The sequence below is a fragment of the Streptomyces sp. NPDC056452 genome, from assembly GCF_042796085.1.
GTDB lineage: Bacteria > Actinomycetota > Actinomycetes > Streptomycetales > Streptomycetaceae > Streptomyces.
Map to the genome: position 1 here is coordinate 156576 of NZ_JBHTRI010000014.1, position 20799 is coordinate 177374.

Below are 20799 nucleotides of genomic sequence, written 5' to 3' on the forward strand. Positions count from 1 at the left end.
CGACCGCCCGGCCCCTCCCCCTCCTACCCAGTCCGCGGAGCCCTTGTGACCGACACCGATGTCGCGCCCGCTGTTCCCGTCGGCCCTTCGAAGGCGCCGAGCAGTACGAGACGCCGAGCGTGGATCGTCACCGCGCTGCTCGTCGTATTCATGATGATCAACTTCGCCGACAAGTCCGTGCTCGGTCTTGCCGCGGAGGAGATCCGACAGGACCTCGGCCTGTCCGCATCGGCATTCGGACTCGCCAGCAGCGCCTTCTTCCTGCTGTTCTCCATCTCCGGTGCCGCGGTGGGGCTGCTCGCGGACCGCATACGGCCCAAGTGGCTGATCCTGGCGATGGCCGCGCTCTGGTCCGTCTCCCAGGCACCGATGGCGGTGGGCGGAGGGCTCGCGGTACTCATCACCTCACGCGTTCTCCTCGGCGCCGCCGAGGGACCCGCCTTCCCCGTCGCTCAGCAGGCCACCCTGTCCTGGTTCCCCAACCACCGGCGCAACCTGCCCGGGGCTCTGATCGTCCTCGGCATCACGCTGGGAGTGCTGGTCGCCGCTCCCGTACTCACCTGGGTGATCCAGAACCACGGCTGGCGCTCGGCCGTCGCCGCGGTGGCGCTCGCCGGTGTCGTATGGGCGCTGCTGTGGATCCCCTTCGGCGGGGAGGGACCGTACGCGGTCGCGTCGGACACCGCCGTCGGGAAGGACGAGAGGGCGGGGGCACAAGCCGTCCCGGGTCCGGCCGGGCCCAAGATGCCGTACCGCCGGATCCTCGCGACCCGTACCTGGATCGGTGCCACTGCCGCCTACTTCGGAACCTACTGGGTCATCGCGTTCGCCCTGGTCTGGCTCCCCTCCTACCTCCAGGACGCTCTGGGATACACCTCCGCCGGGTCCACCCAGGTGGTGATGCTCGTCTGGGGTCTCGGCGGCGTCGTGGTGCTCGGTCAGGCCGGCCTGACCGGCTGGCTGCTGCGCCGCGGGACCGCGAGCCGGTGGGCGCGCGGCGGAGTCGGCGGTGTTCTGCTGCTCATCGGCGCAGCGGCATGCCTCGTCCTGCCGATGGCCCCGGCCGGTGCTGTGACCGCTGTACTCCTGGTCGCGGGATTCGGCCTGGCCGGAGCGATGAGCAGCGTCGCCGTCACCACGATCACGGAACTGGCCCCGGCCGACCGTCGCGGCGGCGCGCTGGGCATCATGAACGCCGTGGTGACCACTGCGGGGCTGATCGCCCCGACGCTGATCGGGCGTCTCGTGGACACCCACGGTACGGAGGGTTACACGTACGCGGTCCTGATCACCGGCGCCGTGCTCCTCCTGAGCGGAGCCGCCGCCCTCACGCTGATCGACCCGGATCGCGACGCCCGCCGGCTGTCCGTGTGACCACACGCGCGGGCCTGCTCCTCGCACTGCGCACGGGGCAGGCCCGCGACTCCCACTCCCCCACCTTCCGCAAGGAACGACGTTGAACACAAGCGCCCTCGACACCTCCTCCCTCGACCGCACCGTGGCCCACGTACGCGGCAACGCCGAGTCCTGGTCCACCACCCCGCTCACCGAACGCATCGCCCTCCTGGAGAGGCTGCAGCCCCGCATCAGCGCGCGTGCGGCCGACATGGCCGGCGCGGGCGCCACGGCGAAGGGGTACGGACCGGACTCCCCCTGGGCGGCCGAGGACTGGATCGGCGGCCCCTGGGCCCTGGCCCAGAACACCGCGGCGTATCTCCATGTCCTTCGACGGATCGCCGCGGGAAAGGACCCGCTGTCCGACAGGACGGTTCACGAGGAGGACGGCCGCACCCGCGTGAACGTCTTCCCCGCCACCGGCTGGGACTCCCTGCTGCTCAACGGGTTCAGGGCCGAGGTGTGGATGCGCCCCGGCGTCACCGCGGAGCAGGCGCGTGCCTGCGCGGCGGGCGAGTACCGGGGCCGGCAGGGCGAACCCGCCCTGGCCCTCATCCTCGGGGCGGGCAACGTCGCGGCCATCACCGCGCTGGACATCCTGCACAAGCTCTACGCCGAGGGCCAGGTCGTCATCGCGAAGATGAACCCGGTCAACGCCTATCTGCGTCCCCACTTCGAGTACGTCTTCGCCGAGTTCGTCGAACGGGGCTGGCTGAGCTTCGTCGACGGCGGCGCGGCCGAGGGCGGCTACCTCTGCGGCCACGAAGGCGTCGACGCCATCCATGTCACGGGCAGCGAGCGCACCCACGACGCCATCGTCTGGGGTATCGACGAGGATGCCGAGCAACGCCGCCGTGACAACGTCCCGTTGATCACCAAGTCCTTCAGCAGTGAACTGGGCGGCGTCAGCCCCTGCATCGTGGTGCCCGGGCCGTGGAGCGATGCCGACTTCCGCTTCCAGGCCGAGCACATCGTCACCAGCAAGATGAACAACTCCGGCCACAACTGCATCGCCAGCCAGATCCTGGTCCTGCCGCGTGACTGGGACGGCACCGAGCGACTGCTCGACGAGATACGGCGCGTGCTGCGGGAACTGCCGCCGCGCACCGACTACTACCCCGGCGCCGCCGACCGTCTGGCCTCCGTACGAGCGGCCCATCCGGCGGCGGAGGCACACGGCGACGACTGTCGGCTCCTCGTACCCGACATCACCGACCATGGCGACCCCCTCGTCACCGACGAGGTCTTCGGCAGCGCCCTGGGGGTCGTGCGCCTGCCCGGCGCGACTCCGGCCGACTTCCTCCGGCACGCCGTCGACTTCGCCAACGCCACCCTGCCCGGGACACTCGGCGCAACCCTGATCGTCCACCCGAGGACCGAGAAGGCCGACCGGGAGGCCATGGCCACCGCCGTCGCCGAACTGCGCTACGGAACCCTGGGCATCAACTGCTGGTCGGCTGTCGGCTTCCTGCTCGGCTTCACCCCCTGGGGCGCCTTCCCCGGCCACACCCGCCAGAACATCGGCAGCGGCATCGGCTTCGTGCACAACGCGTTCATGCTCGAAGACATCGAGAAGACCGTGCTGCGCGCGCCGTTCACACCGGCCCCGCGTGGTCTCGTCACGGGCGACCCGTCGCTCTCCCCGCGCCCCCCGTACTTCGTCACCCACCGCACGGCCCTGACCACGGTGGAGCGCCTCACCCGCTTCACGGCGGCGCCGAGCCTGACGAAACTGCCCGCACTCTTCGCCGCCGCCTTGCGGGGCTGAGCCCCGGCCCCCGGCAGCCCACACACATCACGCCCGCAAAGACATTCCCAAGGGGGACCTCATGCTCAATCTCGCCACCTTGCTGGAGACCAGCGCCCGTACCGTGCCCGACCGCGCGGCGGTCGTGCTGGGCGTACAGAGCCTGACCTACGCGGAGTTGGACGCGGCAGCCTGCCGCGTGGCCGACCTGCTGCACTCACGCGGCATCGGTCGTGGAGACAAGGTCGCGCTGTCCTGTCCCAACCTCCCGTCGTTCCCGATCGTCTACTACGGCATCCTCAAGGCCGGCGCGGTGGTCGTCCCGCTCAACGTGCTGCTCAAGAGCCGTGAGATCGCCTACCACCTGGCCGACTCAGAGGCCAAGGCCTACTTCTGCTTCGAGGGCAGCTCGGACCTTCCGATGGGCCAGGAGGGCTGGTCCGGATTCAACGGGACTCCCGGCTGCGAGAACTTCTTCCTGATGACCGCCGCTCCCACCGAGGTCTCGCCGCTCGCCGACACCGAGACGCTGACCGCGGCGCTGGCCGGCCGGAGCGCGGACTTCGAAACCGTGGCGACGGAGTCCGGTGACACGGCGGTCATCCTGTACACCTCCGGAACCACGGGCACGCCCAAGGGCGCTGAGCTCAGCCACTCCAACGTGATGCTCAATGTCCTCACCTGCCACAAACTGTTCGGCGAGGTCGAGCACGACGTGCACCTGATCGCCCTGCCGCTGTTCCACTCCTTCGGCCAGGTGGTCCAGATGAACGCCGGCATCGCCTCGCAGGCGACACTGGTGCTGCTGCCACGCTTCGACGCCCCGTCCGCCCTGGCCCTGATGCAACGTCATGCGGTCACCTTCTTCGCGGGTGTCCCCACGATGTACTGGGCCCTCCTCGAAGCCGAGGCGCCCGACGTGGACCCGTCGCGGATCGCCGCGAACCTGCGGATGGCCGGGTCGGGGGGCTCCGCACTGCCGGTCGAGATCCACCGCCGGTTCAGCGAGCGCTTCGGGGTCACGATCATGGAGGGGTACGGCCTCTCGGAGACCAGCCCGGTGGCCACCTTCGCCCCGCGCGGCGAAAGGGTTCGCCCGGGCTCCATCGGACGCCCGGTCTGGGGCGTGGAGGTGGACCTGGTCGACAAGGACTGGGCTCCGGTCCAGGGGGCCGACGCGATCGGTGAGATCGTCATCCGCGGCCACAACGTCATGAAGGGGTACCACAACCGCCCCGAGGCGACCGCGGAGGTGATGCGCAACGGCTGGTTCCGTACCGGTGACCTGGCCCGCCGCGACTCCGACGGATGGTTCTACATCGTGGACCGGGCCAAGGACATGATCCTCCGCGGTGGCTTCAACGTGTACCCGCGGGAGATCGAGGAAGTTCTGCTCACCCACCCGTCCGTGAGCATGGTGGCCGTCATCGGCGTGCCGCACGACCGCCACGGCGAGGAGGTCAAGGCCTGCGTGGTACGCGCCCCAGGAGCGACGCTCACCGAGGAGGAGCTCATCGCCTGGTGCAGGGAGCAGATGGCCGGCTACAAGTACCCCCGCCTCGTGGAGTTCCGTGCGGCCCTGCCCACCAACGCCACCGGCAAGATCCTCAAGCGCGAGCTCAGGGACGCGGACGGCCACGTGACCGAGGCGGTTCGCTGAGGCCCACCACCTGACGGAGAGGCGTGAGCCGGAACCGTTCCGGGGGTGGCGCAGCCCCGGAACAGGTCCGGCACATGTCCCTCTGCCCGCCGGGCGACTCGCCCGACCTTGCTCAATCTTGACAGGTCCATGACTATCCCCATGCCGACGGGCGGCCGCGCTCCACGCTCCAGTACGAGCGCACCGACGGCACGCTCCGCCCAGTGGGTCCTACGGGCGTTCGACAGAGGTATCGCCCCCGCAGCCGGCGGCCGGGCATTGGAGACTTCGGCACGTACACCTTGCCCGGATTCAAGCCCATTGCGTCTGTCAAGTCCTTGCCATGGCAAGGACTTGCCGCCATCAGGCCTTCACGTCGGGCGTCACCGGCCGATAGACCCATGGCATGTTCTCCCCCTCTCACTCCTCCGCCTTCCGGCGCAGACGGTGGCAGCTGGTCTCAGCTGCCACCGTGGCGCCGCTGCTGGCGTCGGGCCTCGCAGTTCTGCAAGCGCCCGCACAGGCTGCTCCGAGCAAGCCCACCGTCCCCGCCAAGCCCTCGGCAACCCACAAGGTCACCCTGGTCACCGGCGACGTCGTCACGGTCACCACGATGGCCGACGGCAAGCAGACCGCCGAAGTCGACCGGCCGGACAGCGCTGTCGGCGGCGTAAAGATCCAGAAGATCAAGGGCGACCTCTTCGTCATTCCCGACGAGGCGGCGCCCCTGCTGGGCACGGACAAGCTGGACAAGCGACTGTTCAACGTCACCGACCTGATCGAGATGGGCTACGACGACGCCAAGTCGGCCGCCGTGCCGCTGATCGCGACGTACGACCGGTCGAAGTCCCGCTCGGCCGTCGAGCCGACGGCCCCCCGGGGCAGCAAACTGACCCGCAAGCTCAAGGGCATCAGTGGTGCTGTGCTCAGCACCGAGAAGCGGCAGACCCGCACCTTCTGGACCGACGTCGCGCCGCAGGGCAGCGCGAAGTTGGGCGACGGTATGGCGAAGCTGTGGCTCGACGGCCGCGTGAAGGCGAGCCTGAAGGAGAGCGTGCCGCTGATCGGCGCGCCCGAGGCCTGGGCGGCCGGGTACAACGGCAAGGGCGTCAAGGTCGCGGTGCTCGACACCGGTATCGACGTCAACCACCCCGACTTCGCCGGCCTGATCGACGGCACGGCCAGCTTCGTGCCGGGTGAGGCCGTCACCGACGTCAACGGGCACGGCACGCATGTGGCCGGCACGATCGTCGGTTCCGGCGCCGCGTCCGATGGCGACAACAAGGGCGTCGCCCCAGGCGCCGACCTGTACGTCGGCAAGGTGCTCGGCGGCGTGGAGGGCTACGGCCAGGACTCCTGGATCATCGCCGGCATGCAGTGGGCCGCCGAGACCGGTGCGGACGTCGTCAACATGAGCCTCGGCGACTCCTACCCGACGGACGGCAGCGACCCCATGTCGCAGTCGGTCGACGCGCTGTCCGCGCAGTACGGCACGCTGTTCGTCATCGCCGCCGGCAACTCGGGGCCGGAGAGCATCTCCGCCCCGGGCGCGGCCGCCGCTGCCCTGACCGTGGCCGCCACGGACAAGCAGGACCAGCTCGCGAACTTCTCCAGCACCGGCCCGCTGGCCTACTCCGGCGCCATGAAGCCGGACATCGCGGCGCCCGGCGTGGACATCACCGCGGCCCGCTCCCAGGACATGACCGACGGTGGTGAGGGCCTCTACCGCACCATCAGCGGCACCTCGATGGCCACTCCGCACGTGGTCGGCGCGGCGGCGATCCTGGCCCAGCAGCACCCTGACTGGAACGGCGCGCAGCTCAAGGAACACCTGATGAGCACCGCGAAGGGCCTGGACGCCGGGTACTCGCCGTACGAGGTCGGCACCGGCCGCCTCGACGTGGCTGCCGCGGTCCGCACCTCGGTCCGCAGCACCGGTTCACTCTTCTTCGGCAACTACACCTGGCCGCACAAGCCGGAGGACGTCACCGTCACGAAGGACCTGACCTACACCAACACCGGTTCCGCGGACGTCACGCTGAACCTGGCCCTGACCGACGACGACGGACCCTTCGCTCTGGGAGCCACCACGGTGACCGTCCCCGCGGGCAGAACCGCCGCCGTCCCGGTGGCCGGTGACCCGCAAGCCGCCTCGGCGGGCCGCCACGTCGGCTACGTGATAGCCACTGATGCGGCCACCGGGAAGCCCGTGACCCGTACATCTGTCGCGCTGCTCAAGGAGGAGGAGCGCTACGACCTGAACATCAAGCTGGTCGGCCGGGACGGCAAGCCTGCCAGCGGCTGGGTCGGAATCAACCTGGCCGGCGACTCCTGGCCGTGGAACGTCTACGTCGAGGGCTCGACGACGATGCGCATGGCACCCGGCCTCTACACCGTCGCGGGGTACCTCGACGTGGCAGGCGAGAAGGCGGACCGCTCGGGCGTGGCCGTGCTGGTCGACCCGGAGACCGTGCTCAAGGACAGCTCCGCGAACGTGGTGCTCGACGCGAGCAAGGCGAACCTGCTGCAGACCGAGGCGCCGCAGCGCACCGAGGACCGCCAGCGCAAGGTCGACTTCAACGTCCACTACAAGGGCCTCGACCCGTACATGGACTACCGCAGCGCGTACGTGGTGCCGCCGGCGTACGACGACGTCTACGTCGCCCCGACGGAGCCCATGAAGCAGGGCGAGTTCATGCTGATCACCCGCTGGCGCAAGGGCGAGCCGCAGCTCGGTCTGAGCACGCCGGGCGGTCGGATCCGCTTCGAGACACTGGTGCAGGCCGGCAGCGCCCTGGGCACCGCCACGGACACGCTGAACGCCGTCCACGCCGGCAACGGCGCGGCGTCCGCGTACGAGAAGGTCAACGCCAAGGGCAAGGTCGTCGTCATCACGCGCAGCGACGAGGTCTCGCCGCAGGAACGTACCGAGGCCGCGGTCGCGGCCGGTGCGAAGGCGCTGATCGTGGTCAACGACGGTGTCGGCGGCCTGACGGAGTACGTCGGCGAGTCGGCCATCCCCGTCGCCACCGTGCACCGCGACGCGGGCAAGGCCCTCATCGCGACGGCCAAGGCCGGCTTCCTCAAGCTGACCGTGAAGCAGACCGAGCACACGCCCTTCGTCTACGACCTGACCCGGGACTACCCCGGCCAGGTGCCGGACCGGGCACTCGTCTACAAGCCCACCCAGCATGACCTCGCCCGGATCGACGCCCGCTACTACTCGGCCACGGAAGGCAAGTTGTCGGAGGGCTACCGGTCCGACTTCACCCTCAACCCGTCGTTCAACATGCCCGAGGTCGAGTGGCACCCGGGAACCCGCACCGAATGGGTGACCCCGGGCCAGGTCTGGAGGGAGTTCCACGCGCAAGGTGTCGACGGACCCCTGCCGTGGGTGATGGTGTCGGGCGACAACACGTATGCCAAGGGCAGCACCAGCCGTCTGAACTGGTTCGCTCCCTTGACGCGCCCCGCTCAGAGCGAGTCCTTCGGTGTGTACAACTCCCGTTGGCAGAACTACATGACCTGGAACGTGCAGGCGTGGGCCTCCGCCAGCGACAACATGCGGCTGGGCGGCTACCTGCCCTGGGGTGAGACGCCGTCCCACCTGCAGGTCTTCCAGGGTGACACGCTGATCCACGACAACCCGGTCAGCGGGGACATGCAGTGGGTGGAGGTGCCGGCCGGCAACCTTCCCTACCGCACCGTCCTCGACGTGGAGCGGCCCGGTGACGTCTTCCGGCTGTCGACACGCACCCGTTCCGAGTGGACGTTCATGTCCGGCACCGTCGACTCGGACTACTTCGAGCCGTTCTCGGTGCTGAACCTGGACTACGAATTGGAGTCGGACCTGCACGGCGACGTCAGGGCCAACACCACGCAGCGGATCGCGCTCAAGCCGGTGTCGATGAACCTCGACACCGTGCCGGGCAAGGTCACCACGGTGAAGCTGGACGTCTCGTACGACGACGGCGCCACGTGGCAGAAGGTGACCCTGTCCAAGGGCGCCGGCGGCTCCTGGACGGGTTCGTTCAAGACGGCCAAGAAGCCCGGCGGCTTCGTGTCGGTCCGTGCGAGCGCCGCGACGGACCGCGGCTACAGCGTCAAGAACGAGATCATCCGGGCGTACGGCCTGCGATGAGCCGCACTGTCGGGCCCCGGGGAGGCGACTCCCCGGGGCCCTTCCCCTCGCACCCGCTCCCAGCTGGGACTATTCAGGGCCTGCCGCCATGGCGCATACTCTCCCCGCTGCGGCAAGCAAGGGAGAGTCGGTCGCCGATGCTGGATGTTCTGGGCCTCGAACCCGATGACGAGCACGTCTACCGGGCGCTGCTCGGACGGCCGAACTCCACCTCGGCGCTGCTGTCGGATCAGCTCGACATGCCGCAGGCCCACATCGACAAGGCCTTGTGCCATCTGGTCGGGTGGGGACTGGTCATCAGGTCGGCGGACGAGCAGTTCACCGCCGCGCCGCCCGCCATGGCCCTCGGCGCTCTCATCAGCCGGCGCCAGGACGGGCTGCGCATGGCCGAGCAGGCACTGGTGACCTTCGCCGAGGAGCACCGGGCGGCGATGACCGGTAACAGCATCAGCGATCTGATCGAGGTCGTCACGGGCGTCGACGCCATCCGGCATCGGTTCCTCCAGGTGCAGCAGGCAGCCCGCACGCAGGTCCGCACCTTCATCACCGCACCGTTCGTCGCCGTGCCGCCCGGCGAGAACTCGGCCGAACCCGTGGCCATCGGCCGCGGCGTGCACTTCCGTGCGGTGCTGGACCGGGCCGTACTGGCTGAGCCGGGCATCATCGCCGATGCGGTCGAGTCCATGCGCAACGGCGTGCAGCTGCGGGTCGCCGACCAGTTGCCGATGAAACTCGTGCTGGCCGACGCCGACCTCGGCCTCGTCCCTCTCGCGGTCACACCGGCCGGGGAACCCGGCGCCGTGCTGCTGCACCGCAGCGGCCTGCTGGATGCGCTGGACGCACTGTTCGAGACGGTGTGGCGCACCGCGCACCCGCTCGAACTTTCGGGCACGGGCGGCGGATCCGAACCCGCCGTCGAGCTCGGCGCGGAAGGCCCGACCGACCTCGACCGGAAGATCCTCGCCCTGCTGCTGGCCGGTCTGACCGACCCGACGGCCGCTGCACAGCTCGGTCTGTCACCGCGCACGCTGCACCGACGCCTGCGCCACCTCATGGACATGGCGGGAGTCCGGACGCGGATGCAGCTCGGCGGCTACGCCATCCGGCACGGCTGGGTGGAGCCGAACTGAGCGGGCATGCGGGACCGGTGTGAGCCGATAGCGGGGGTGGCCGCTGACACGCCACCGCCGCGGACACGGCCACCCCCGCTATCGGTCGGGCCAGGACCGGCCGCCCACGCCCTGACTGTCGGCCGTCCGTCCAGCGGCGCGGCGGGCCGCATCGGGGAAGGACCGTTCCACCGATTCCCGCAGGAGGTCCCCCTCCACCCTGACAGCCGGATGGTGGGTGGGCGGCAGGCTGTCGAGCAGCCCGTCGAACAGGGCGCGCAGCCTTCGGCAGACCTGCATGGACGTTGCCCCGTAGTCGCGGATCTCGGAGACGGCGAGCTGAAGGTAGTTCTCCCACGTCCTCCCGCGCAGCACGAGCCGCGGGCTGCCGTCGTCACCCGCCAGCACATGCCGGTCGGGCAGCGGCGACTGACCGATCCGGGTGAGGAACGACTCGATGTGATTGAGGACCTGTACTGCGGTGGTGGGGTCGTTCACGGCGGGCGACAGCGCGCGGATGGCGATGTCGACGAGCACGCGCAGGGCGAAGGCCGGGTCCTGTTCGATCGTCCGCTCGGGACCGAGCGCGATGAGACCGGTCACGCGCTCGTTGTCGGGCGTGGACCTGCCGCCGTGGATTTCGACGAGAACAGCGCCCCGCGGGACGTAGTCACCGATCAGGTGGGGCACGGTGAACACGCAGTCGTGGCGCGCGGCGAGTGCCGTAAGGCCGTCGGTGTTGAGTGCCTGGATGGCTCCGCCCGCAGTCGCGCGGACGACGGTCATCCGTACGTCCCGCACTGCGGCTTCACCACCGTGCGGCGCCGAGGTCCTGACCGCCGCTGCCCCGTGCTCGAAGACGTCCTCCCCCATACGGCCGACGAGATCGGCGATGGCGACCGGCCTGAGGTTGTGCGTGAAGCGGTTGAGATAGATGAGCAGCAGCAACAGGCTGACGGCCACGGCCGCGCCGGCGAGGGTGACCCCGAGGTCCGGCACCGAATTCGACTCGATACTGCGCAGCAGGGAGAAGGCGAACGCGAAGGTGCCGGTGAAGGTGGCCAGTACCGTCTTCTGCAGCCGGTCCCTGTACCAAAGCCGCATATAGCGTGGGGACAACGTTCCGGTGGCCTGTTGAATGACGAGAACACCGATGGTCACGACGAATCCCAGAAGGGCGATCATCGCCCCGACGATGGAGCTCAGAACTCCGCTCGCCGTCGTCGCCGAATAGCGCCAGCCGCTCGGTGGCCAGTCCGCGCTGTCAGCGGTGACGGCCAGTTCGGCCAGGACGACTCCCAGAGCGAGACCGAACATCGGCGCGATCCACAGGTTCGCCTTCACGTACTGCCGCAGCCGGAACACGGAGGCCCAGGACATCATGATGCGCCTCACTTCTCGGCGCCGGGGGTCAGCAGCACGACGCTGTCGCCTTCCCCGGGGGTCACCCGTCGCTTCTCGGTGACGGGTTCCAGCTTCTGGTCCTCACGTACCACGAAGAGGGTTTCGCTCCCGGGCGGCAGTGGAGCGGAGGCCGGCTGGACCAGGAACCGCGCACCGGCTTCGTACCGCGCGGCCAGGGTGTGGCGAACGAGCGGTCTGCCGAAGAGGATGTCCCCGCCGGTGTAGGGAGCCACGACACCGTGGCTGTCGTGAGGAGGTCCCACCCGGTAGACGGGTCCTTCGACGCTGTCCTGCATCACGACCGAAGCGAGCGCGTTGAAGTCGTCGTCGTTCGTGGCCAGGAAGACCGCGGTCACCCCCTCCAGCCGGGCACCCGGGTTGGTGGCCGTTGCGAGCAGGTCACCCTCGGCGAGTTGGATACCGGCGTCCGTGATCCGTTGGCGCTCCTGGGCGAGGCCTGCCCACATCAGCAGGTCGAGGCCGGCGGAACGCAGACTCCTCCCGAGGTCCACCACCCACGGCTCACCGCCCACCAGCAGGATCCGTGTCCCGGTGGGTTTGACGATGCCCAGCCTTCTGGCGACCGGTGCCGCGCTGAGGGCGTACAGGAGGACCGTGCCGACGATCACGAGGAACGTGACGGGAAGGATTCTGGCTGCCCCGTCCACTCCCCTGTCGACGAGGCTCGCGGAGAACGCCGTGGCTGTGGCCGCCGCGACGATGCCGCGAGGGGCCATCCACCCGACGAAGGCCCGCTCGCCTGCCGTCAGTCCCGAGCCCGCGGTCGAGACGTACGCGACGAGGGGGCGCACCACGAGGACCAGGATGGCGATGAGGGCGAGTGCGGGCAGGAGCACCGGCACCAGGGAGGCCGGCGTGACCGTGGCGGAGATCGAGACGAACAGGAGGCCGATGATCAGCTGGACCAGCGTCTCGAAGAAGGGGCGCCGTGCGGGCATGTCGAACCCGTTGATGTTGGTGACGGCGAGCCCGATGACGATGGCGGCGATGAGTCCCGTGTCGTCCCTGATGATGTCGGCGCCGGCGGACACCGCGATCACGGTGGCCAGCTGAGCCAGCGTCCCGAGTGTCTCGCCGAGCCGCAAGGTGCGCAGCGTCAGCCAGAGCAGCGCGGTCCCGATCGCCCCGCCGATCAGCCCCACGGCGAGGCTGATGGCGAACTGGCCGATTTGGTAGCCGCGACCGATGTCGACCTGGTGCGTGTTGGCGATGGCGTGGAAGACGAGTGCGCCAAGGATGCCGCCGATCGGGTCGGTCAGGGTCCCTTCCCAGATGAGAATGCGGCGTACCTTGTCCGTCGGCCGTACGAAGTCGAGGAGGGGGCCCACGACCGTGGGCCCTGAGACGACCAGAATCACGCCGAGCATGCAGGCGACTCGGAGGGGCATGTCGAACATCGCCGGCGCCACGGCGGAAATGACCAGGAACGTGACGAGTACTCCGAGCAGCAGCAGACGTCCCACGATCCACCGTGTGCGGCCGGTCAGTTTGCGCACGTTGAGCCCGAGACCGGCGTCGTAGAGGATCACCGCCACCGACATCGACACGAGGACGTCGAAGTTCTGCCCCATCAGCTGGTCGGGGTGGACGACGTCCGTCAGGGCGCCGGCGGCAAACCCTGCCGGCAGCAGGATGATCAGGGCGGGCACGCGCAGTCTGCTCGCCAGGATCTGTGAGCCGGTGGCGAGGACCACGGTCAGCGCGATCCCGAGCAGGATCTCGTCGTCGGTCACAGCAACCCCCTTCGGTGGAGTCCTGACGCAGTAGAAGTTCGGCCGTACCGACGGTCAGGTGGTGCCGGCCCTGCCGCCTCGATGCTCGCCGCCTTGCCGCAGGTCGGCATCGGTCAGTTCTTCGAGTTCGCCTCTGGTGTCGAGCCAGTACAGGAGGGCGACGGCCGGTACCACGATCACCAGCGCGACGAGAGTGACGACCGCCAGCCAGGTCAACGTGGTCGACGCACCGGCGCCCTCGGCGACGGTCAGCGACTCCGGGAGGAGGTAGGGGCGCTGAGCCAGGCCCCACGCGAGGACGGCGCACGCGACGGCACCGACGGCCGAGGCACGGGCCAAGCCGCCCGGTCTCCGCACGAGCAGCCACGCCGTGGTGAGGGAAGCCACGGCGCCGGCGATACCGAAGGCCAGCCCCACCCCGTGGGTGAGTCCGTGCCACACGTGCGGAGCGTCCTCTCTGGCGACGAACAGGGTGATCACCACCAGCACGACGAGCACGGCACAGCTCAGCAGCCCTCGGCGCCGGAAGTAGGCGACCAGGTCGGGTGCGTCGAAGCGTCGGGCATCCCCCGTCAGGAACACGGCGCCCAGGAAGGCGGTCGCTGCGACGGCGAGCAGCCCGAACATGATCGAGGTGGGGTTGGACCAGGCATCCGCCGACGCCTCCGTACCGATTTTCACCCGGCCCGAGGCGACACCCCCTACGGCGGCGCCGAGGAAGAACGGCGTCACGAGCGAGGCACAGGCGAACACAGCACCGTAGAGACGCCGTTCCGCGAGTCGGCGGGCGACCTTGCGGAAGGCGAAACCGGCGCCGCGCAGGACCAGGCCCACCGCGGCCAGGGCCAGCGGCAGCCACATCGCGGAGAACACGGCCTGGAAGAGAGTGGGGAAGCCGGTCCACATGATGATGAAGACGAAGATCAACCAGACGTTGTTGACCTCCCACACGGGCGCCATCGCGTGATCGATGAGCCAACGCGGTCGCTTGCCGCGTTCGGCGCCTCCCGCGGTCAGGTCCCAGAAGCCGGCCCCGTAGTCGGTTCCGCCCGCACAGGTGTACGCGGTGATGGCCAGCAGCAGCACCACTGCCATCAGGTCGGCCATCACCGCCCCTCACCCCGTGACCGGGTGGCGCCGCCATCACCTGCGGGGACAGTCGCGCGAGGGCCGTAGGGGCTGTCCGTCTCCGGATCGTCCGCCGGACGATCGGCGGCCTGTTGTGCGTCGGCGAGCCGCCATCGGGTGCGCAGCTTGAGCAGCACGGCGAGGAGCGAGCCGAAGATGAACACGTACACGACGATCACCACGCCGAGCATGATCCACAAGGTGGACGAGCGCGTCGCCGTCACAGCCTCGGCCACCCGCATGTTCTGGTAGACGATCCAGGGCTGGCGTCCCACCTCGGTCGCGATCCAGCCGCATTCGACGGCCACCACCGAGGCCAGACCCGCACAGGCCGCGCTGCGGTAGAACCACTTGGACTCGGGAAGCCTGCGGTGCCGCAGCCGGACCAGGCCGTACCAGAGCGCGAGGAGCACCAGGGCGGAGCCGATGAGGACCATGATGTCGAAGGCCCAGTGCGCGATCGTCGCCTGGACGACGGTCGGCCGTTGGTCCGGCGGTACGGAGGTCAGTCCGACGACCTTGGTGTCCGGGCTGAATCCGGCGAGTACGGAGTCGAGCAGCGGAACCTTGATACCGCCCGAGACGGAACCGTCGGAGTGCAGACGGCCGAACAGGTACTCCGGGACGCGGGTGTCGGTCTTCCAGACGATCTCCATGGCCGCGAACTTCACCGGCTGCTTGTGGAACACCGACCGGGCGATGGAGTCGCCCAGGACGAACTGCACCGGGGTCGCAAGGGCGGCGATGGTGAAGGGAATGCTGAAGCCGAGCCGGTGGTAGCGGTCACGGCGTCCCCTCAGCCACCCCACCGCGTAGACGCCGGCCACCATGTAACCCGCGGTCAGCAGCATGGCCACGACGAAGTGCCAGTACTGCGGCCCGAACATCGGCGTGAAGATCGCCTTCCAGATGTTCACGTCCGTCGGCTTGCCGGCGGAGTCGAGGGAGAAGCCCTGCGGTGTGTTCATCCAGGAGTTGGCCGCCAGGATGCCGAATGCCCCGAGCAGAGCGGTGAAGGGGAGCGGCAGCCCGAGGAGGAAGTGCGTCCGGGGCTTCAGCCTCCGCCATCCGTAGAGATAGATGGCGATGAGGACCGCTTCGAGGAAGAACGCCCAGGCCTCGACCCCGAAGCCGATTCCGAAGACATCGCCCCACCTGCCCATCAGCCCCGGCCAGAGCAGACCGAATTCGAAGGAGAGCACGGTGCCGGTGACGACACCGACGGCGAACTGCACCGCCATGACCGCCGACCAGCGCCGCGCCAGCAGGAGGGCCGTCGCGTCCTTGCGACGCAGCCCGCGGTAGTGCATGACCAGGGTGATCAGCGGCAGGGCTACGCCCAACGGAACCAGGATGATGTGGGAGGCAAGGGTGAAGGCCATGAGCTCCCGGGCCGGCAGGAGTTGATCCGGAGCATTGGCCAGCAGGTGGACCGAGGTGTGCATAACCGCCTTCGCTGTTTCGGGACCTGCGAAAGAGGTCAGCCGCCGGTCGCGAACCCGGGGAAGAGCGTCATCCCGCCGTCGACGTAGAGGGTCGTCCCCACGACGTAGTCCATGAGGTCCGATGCGAGAAGGACTGCCGCGTGGGCGATGTCCTCGGGTTCACCGATGCGGTCGTAGGGGATCAGACGCAGGAGGTCCTCCTGGGCCGCCTGCGTCTCCCAGGCACTGCGGTTGATGGGGGTCTTGATCGCTCCGGGGGCGATGGCGTTCACCCGGATCTTCTCCGGTGCGAGCTCCTGGGCCAGCGTCTGCATCATCATCTGCACGCCTCCCTTGGAGGAGGCGTAGTTGACGTGCCCTGCCCAGGGGATGATCTGGTGGACCGAGCTCATACAGATGATCTTCCCGGCCGCGCGGGAGACCTCCGGCATCACTCCGCGCCGACGGAACTCCTTGACAGCCTCCCGCGCGCACAGGAACTGGCCCGTGAGGTTGACGTCGAGGACCTTCTGCCACTGGGCGAGCGTCATGTCGGTGAACTTGGCGTCACGCTGCAGACCGGCATTGGCGACCAGGATGTCCAGTGTCCCGAATTCCTGGACCGTCCGGTCCAGCATCGCGGTCACCTGGTTCTCCTGCGACACATCGGCCTCGACGGCCACCGCGCGGACCCCGAACGAGGCGATCTCCTCGACCACTTGCTCCGCGGCGTCGCGCCCACTCACGTAGTTGACCACCACGTTGGCGCCGGCCCGGCCGAGTCCGACGGCGGTGGCCTTGCCGATGCCCGAATTGGCGCCGGTCACCAGTGCTGTCTGGCCCTCCAGCAAGTGGGCCGGCAGAGCACCCCGCGATGCCTGGACGTGGGAATCCATGATGCCCTGTCTCCTCGCTGCGCCGCTCCTGGTCCGCCCGGCCGCTGCCCGGCAGGCGGGGATCAGGCAATCACCGGATGAGCGCGGCGGCAGTGCTGGCGGGCTGCTGTTGGGCCATTGGGCGGAGCGGCTTCCCCCGGTCGGCCCAGTCACCGAGCCGGGCACCCGGCTCATGGGCTCAGGAGGATGGCCTCCGCCATGCCCCGAGGCCCCATCGGAGCACATGGGTGTCACCCGGCTCCAATACGTCGGGGCCGGGGCCACTTCGAAATGCATCCGGCGGACAGGACATGGGCTCCACCGCGACGCCCCGACGGCGTTCGGTCTCCGGCAGCGTGTCGCCCGTGTAGATCTGCACGTACCGAACACCTTCGCCGAGCCGGACGTCCACTCCGTAAGTCCCTGAGGGTTGGGCCAGCCGTACGACGGCCACCTCGCCGTCGACGCGGTCGAGACCGAAGGCGGTGTCCAGCTGTCGGGAGCCGATGGGGCGAGCAGTACGGAAGTCGAAGTCCGAGCCTTCTACGGGCTCCTGGCCGGTGGGCAGGCCCCGGTCGTCGGTGAGGAAGCGGTCCCGTCCGGGCACGGTCAGCACAACCGTGTCGACCGGGCCGGTGCCGAGCGTCAGATACGGATGCTGCCCCACTCCGTAGGGAGCGGGCCCGTCCCCCACGTTGGTCGCGGAGACGACGACGTCGAGGCCGTCGGGCCCCAGCCGGTACTCAACGGTCACGTCCAGCAGGAAGGGATAGCCGGGCTGCGGACGGAGTACGGTACCCAGCCGCAGCGACTCCTCGCTCCGGGCCTGCAACTGCCACGGGACCCAGCGGAGCAGACCGTGGATCGCGTTGCCCTTCTCGGGCTCGGTGAGAGGGAGTTGCAGGTCCGCGCCCTCGAAGTGGTAGCGGCCGTCGCCGATGCGGTTGGGCCAGGGGACGAGCAGTTGCCCCCTGCCACCGGAGATGGGGGCATCCGGAGCGAAGCCGTCCAGCAAGGCTCGGCCGTCCACCTCGTAGTGGCGCAGGGCGGCGCCCAGTTGGACCACGACGGCTTTCTGCCCCTTCCACGTCAGGGTCCACTGATCACCTGTCGGGCTGACGGGAGTCCCTGCGGGCGGGACAACGGGTTCCGCGGCAGGTGGTGAGGCGTGGTGCAGCAGCGAGGTCAGCGCGGCGACGATCGCCGGCGGCGGCTGGTCGATCTCCACCACCAGGGGACGCTCGTCCGGTTCCGGCTCTTCGAAGTCGGCGATCTGGCTCTCCAGCAGGCTCGCCGGGAAGAAGTGGCCTCGCCTGCCGGACAGTCGGGAGCGGATCAGCTCCGGTGTGCCGTGCAGGTACACCAGGCGCACTTCGGGCCTCCCGGACAGAAGCCGGTCGCGGTAGGCGCGCTTGAGGGCGGAACAGGTGACGACCGCCGGCTGGTTCGCGGCGATCTCATGGTCCAGCCACGCGGAGATGGCATCCAGCCAGGGCTCGCGATCGGCGTCCGTGAGCGCCTGACCGGCTGCCATCCCGGCGCGGGCGGTGGCGGAGTGGAATTCGTCCGCGTCCCGGTAGGACCAGCCGAGCCGCTCGGCGAGCAGCCGGCCCACGGTGGTCTTGCCGGACCCGGACATGCCGACGACCAGGACCAGGGAGGTCGACGGTCCGCGGGCCTCGTCATGGGCGGCGGCCGTCGGCGTCTCTCTGGTCATGGAGGTTCCTCCGTGTCACGGACGTCCCCCGCGGGAGACCTGTGCTTCCAATCTCTTCCACCCGGCCAGGAGGCGCATCTCGGTGGAAGGGGCACGATGCCCCGCGGGGGGGGCGTCCGCTACACCGGGGCGGACGCAGTGGACGTGGGCATCTCCTGCTCGGTCCAGATCGTCTTGCCCTCGCTCGTGAAGCGGGCGCCCCACCGGTGGGCGAGTTCGGCACAGATGAACAGACCGCGGCCGCCCTCGTCCGTGGTCTGTGCGTGGCGCAGGTGCGGTGCGACGAGGCTGGAATCGCGGACCTCGCACGTCAGGGTCGGGCCGTTGATGAGACGCAGCTCGAGTGGGGGCTTGCCGTAACGGATGGCGTTGGTGGCGAGTTCACTCACGATGAGTTCGGTACCGAAGGTGAGTTCGTCGAGGCTCCAGTCGGCGAGCCGCTGACGGGCCCAGGCACGTGCGGTGGCCACGGCAGAGGGGTCCGCCGGCAGGTCCTTCTTGGCCACCCTGTCGCCTCCCAGGGCGTGGGCACGGATGAGGAGCAGGATGGCGTCGGTTCCGTGCCCCACGGGAGCGGCTTTGCGGACTGCTTCCTCGCACATCGCGTCCAGTGAGCGGCCGGTGTCCGCGAGGACCTGCTGGACTTCCTCCCTGCGCGCACCGCTGCGGGGGTCCTCCGGAGGCAGGAACGTATCCGTATGGAGCCCGATGACGCTTGCCTCGTCCAGATCGAAACGGGTGGATGCGAACACCGCCCCGTCCGTGCCCGTGCCGAGAGACGGAGCCTGGGGGAAATCAGGGATGGCCATGGGCCCGCCGGGATGGGCGAACAACGGGGGCGGATTGCCTGCGAGAGCGATCGTGCAACTGAGGGACAGCGGGTCGTAGATGCCGTACACGCATCCCGCGGTCAGCTCCGCGTCGGGCGGGGTGTGTCCGAGGTCGAGGGCGGAACGCTCTGCGGCGAGGCGCACGACCGTGTCGTTGAGCCGGGCCAGCAACTCGTCGCATTCGAGGTCAAGCGAGGACAGGGTGTGGATGGCGGTTCGTATCTGCCCCATGGCTGCGGTCGCCTGGATCCCTTCCCCCGAGACACGGCCGACCGTGAAGGCCACACGCGCGCCGGACAGGGGGATGACGTCGAACCAACCGCCGCCCACCGCTCCCGGCCGGTGGAAGTGGGCCGTCACGAGGGCAGCCCGAACGGGAGGGCTCTGCGGGAGGAGGTGGCGCTGCAGCGCGAGGGCGATGGTGTGTTCACGTGTGTAGCGTCGGGCGTTGTCGATGTGCAGGGCGATGCGTGCGGCCAGGTCCAGGGCGAGATCGAGGTCCTTCTGTTCGAACACCGCGCGCCCGGTGGACCGGTGGAGACTCAGGGTCCCCAGCACTCCGCCCCTCAGGGTCAGCGGAGTGATGATGGCGGAATGGGTCTGGGACGGGCTGGTGGCCAGGGCCGGGCGGTGGACGATCAGGTGAGGCCGCAGGTCGGTCAGCGACTGCGACCAGGCTGCTGGAAAGCGGAGCGCCCCCAGCTCCGGGTCCTCGGCTGAAGGAGGGCGCTCTGCGGAGGCGAACCCCATACGGCGTAGCGGCACGTCGGGCGGCACCGGCGCGGACGGTGGTTCGTCCCCGCGGATGACCGGGTCCAGGAGGTGCACCTCGGCTTCGTCCGCGAAGGCGGGTACCAGCACGCGGACCAGATCCGTACAGGTGGTGTCCATTTCCAGGGTGCGGCCCACGTGTTCTCGTACGGCGTTGCGTATCCGGTTGCGCGACAGGGCCTGCTCACGTTCGGTGACGTCGACCACCGAGCTCGCGACACCGAGGATCTGTCCGTCGGGGTCATGGAGCGGAAACACCGATACCTCGTACAGGTGCTCCCGTTGCTGGTCGCTGGGCGGGTTCGCTCCCACGATCCTGCCGATCACGGGCTCACCGGTGTCGAGTACGCCTCGCAACATGGCCGTCGTCGCGTCGGGGTTCGTGACCCGGATCGCCTCGTCCAGCCGACGCCCGACCAGACGGTCGGCGGGTATCCCACGGATACCGCCGGCTGCCGTGTTCACCCGGAGGATCCGCAGGTCGGTGTCCATGACCTGCATCCCGATGGGGGACATGGTGAACAGCGCCCTCAGCAGGGCCTTGCCGAGCGGGTCGTCGACCTCGCCGGGCGCCGCCCGGTGCACACCCCAGGCGCTGGAGCCGTCCGGACGGACCAGAGGCCGCAGCAGCAGCCCTTCGGACTCAGCACCGCCGGCCCGCGACCTCAGGTTCTCGGCGTCCGGACCCGCCGCGGCGAGGACCAGCTCCCAGGCAGGCCGCCCCACTGCTTCCGAGGCTGCACAGCCGAATGCGTCTTCGGCCTCCTGGGTCCACTCGAGCACGGTTCCCGACACGTCCACGACCAGCAGCGCGTCGTCTGATGCCATTGACGGATCGCCTCCGGTCTCCCCCACGGTCCCACCT

12 protein-coding genes are annotated in these 20799 nt (G+C 69.3%); 5 read left to right on the top strand and 7 right to left on the bottom strand.

All coding sequences use genetic code 11. The annotated features are described in order from the left end of the window. The first annotated feature begins 45 nt into the window (after positions 1-45). The 5 genes from ACFQ6X_RS16670 to ACFQ6X_RS16690 all read left to right on the top strand — a co-directional run bounded on the left by ACFQ6X_RS16670 (position 46) and on the right by ACFQ6X_RS16690 (position 10052). On the top strand, positions 46-1374 hold the full coding sequence (locus ACFQ6X_RS16670; RefSeq protein ID WP_383182055.1) for an MFS transporter: 1329 nt from the start codon (positions 46-48) through the stop codon (positions 1372-1374). Positions 1375-1456: 82 nt separating this feature from the next. Then, positions 1457-3163, top strand: coding sequence for an aldehyde dehydrogenase family protein (locus tag ACFQ6X_RS16675; protein ID WP_383182057.1), 1707 nt, complete (start codon positions 1457-1459; stop codon positions 3161-3163). Between the two features lie 61 nt (positions 3164-3224). After that, the gene (locus ACFQ6X_RS16680; protein ID WP_383182059.1) at positions 3225-4802 is read left to right on the top strand and encodes a long-chain fatty acid--CoA ligase; all 1578 of its coding nucleotides are present in this window, start codon (positions 3225-3227) and stop codon (positions 4800-4802) included. A gap of 385 nt (positions 4803-5187) precedes the next feature. Further along, on the top strand, positions 5188-8922 hold the full coding sequence (locus ACFQ6X_RS16685; protein WP_383182061.1) for a S8 family serine peptidase: 3735 nt from the start codon (positions 5188-5190) through the stop codon (positions 8920-8922). 137 nt (positions 8923-9059) lie between these two features. Beyond that, complete coding sequence (locus ACFQ6X_RS16690; RefSeq protein WP_383182063.1) at positions 9060-10052, top strand: helix-turn-helix domain-containing protein; 993 nt, start codon at positions 9060-9062, stop codon at positions 10050-10052. Between the two features lie 78 nt (positions 10053-10130). Here ACFQ6X_RS16690 and ACFQ6X_RS16695 read toward each other — a convergent pair whose 3' ends face one another. The 7 genes from ACFQ6X_RS16695 to ACFQ6X_RS16725 all read right to left on the bottom strand — a co-directional run bounded on the left by ACFQ6X_RS16695 (position 10131) and on the right by ACFQ6X_RS16725 (position 20762). Then, positions 10131-11411: a DUF2254 domain-containing protein gene (locus ACFQ6X_RS16695; RefSeq protein WP_383182065.1), complete on the bottom strand. Its 1281-nt coding sequence runs from the start codon at positions 11409-11411 to the stop codon at positions 10131-10133. An 11-nt stretch (positions 11412-11422) separates the two neighbouring features. Beyond that, on the bottom strand, positions 11423-13189 hold the full coding sequence (locus ACFQ6X_RS16700; RefSeq protein ID WP_383182067.1) for a cation:proton antiporter: 1767 nt from the start codon (positions 13187-13189) through the stop codon (positions 11423-11425). Between the two features lie 54 nt (positions 13190-13243). Beyond that, positions 13244-14296 carry a cytochrome d ubiquinol oxidase subunit II gene (locus ACFQ6X_RS16705; RefSeq protein ID WP_383182069.1) on the bottom strand — a complete coding sequence of 351 codons (1053 nt, stop codon included), beginning with the start codon at positions 14294-14296 and terminating at the stop codon, positions 13244-13246. Next, complete coding sequence (locus ACFQ6X_RS16710; RefSeq protein WP_383182071.1) at positions 14296-15762, bottom strand: cytochrome ubiquinol oxidase subunit I; 1467 nt, start codon at positions 15760-15762, stop codon at positions 14296-14298. The genes ACFQ6X_RS16705 and ACFQ6X_RS16710 overlap by 1 nt, the downstream gene beginning before the upstream one ends. Before the next feature lie 35 nt (positions 15763-15797). Next, a complete protein-coding gene (locus tag ACFQ6X_RS16715) occupies positions 15798-16637 on the bottom strand; it encodes an SDR family oxidoreductase (RefSeq protein WP_383182073.1) in 840 nt (279 codons plus the stop codon). Between the two features lie 178 nt (positions 16638-16815). Then, on the bottom strand, positions 16816-18333 hold the full coding sequence (locus tag ACFQ6X_RS16720) for a gluconokinase, GntK/IdnK-type (RefSeq protein WP_383182075.1): 1518 nt from the start codon (positions 18331-18333) through the stop codon (positions 16816-16818). Positions 18334-18452: 119 nt separating this feature from the next. Further along, the gene (locus tag ACFQ6X_RS16725) at positions 18453-20762 is read right to left on the bottom strand and encodes a SpoIIE family protein phosphatase (protein ID WP_383182077.1); all 2310 of its coding nucleotides are present in this window, start codon (positions 20760-20762) and stop codon (positions 18453-18455) included. Positions 20763-20799: the final 37 nt, after the last annotated feature.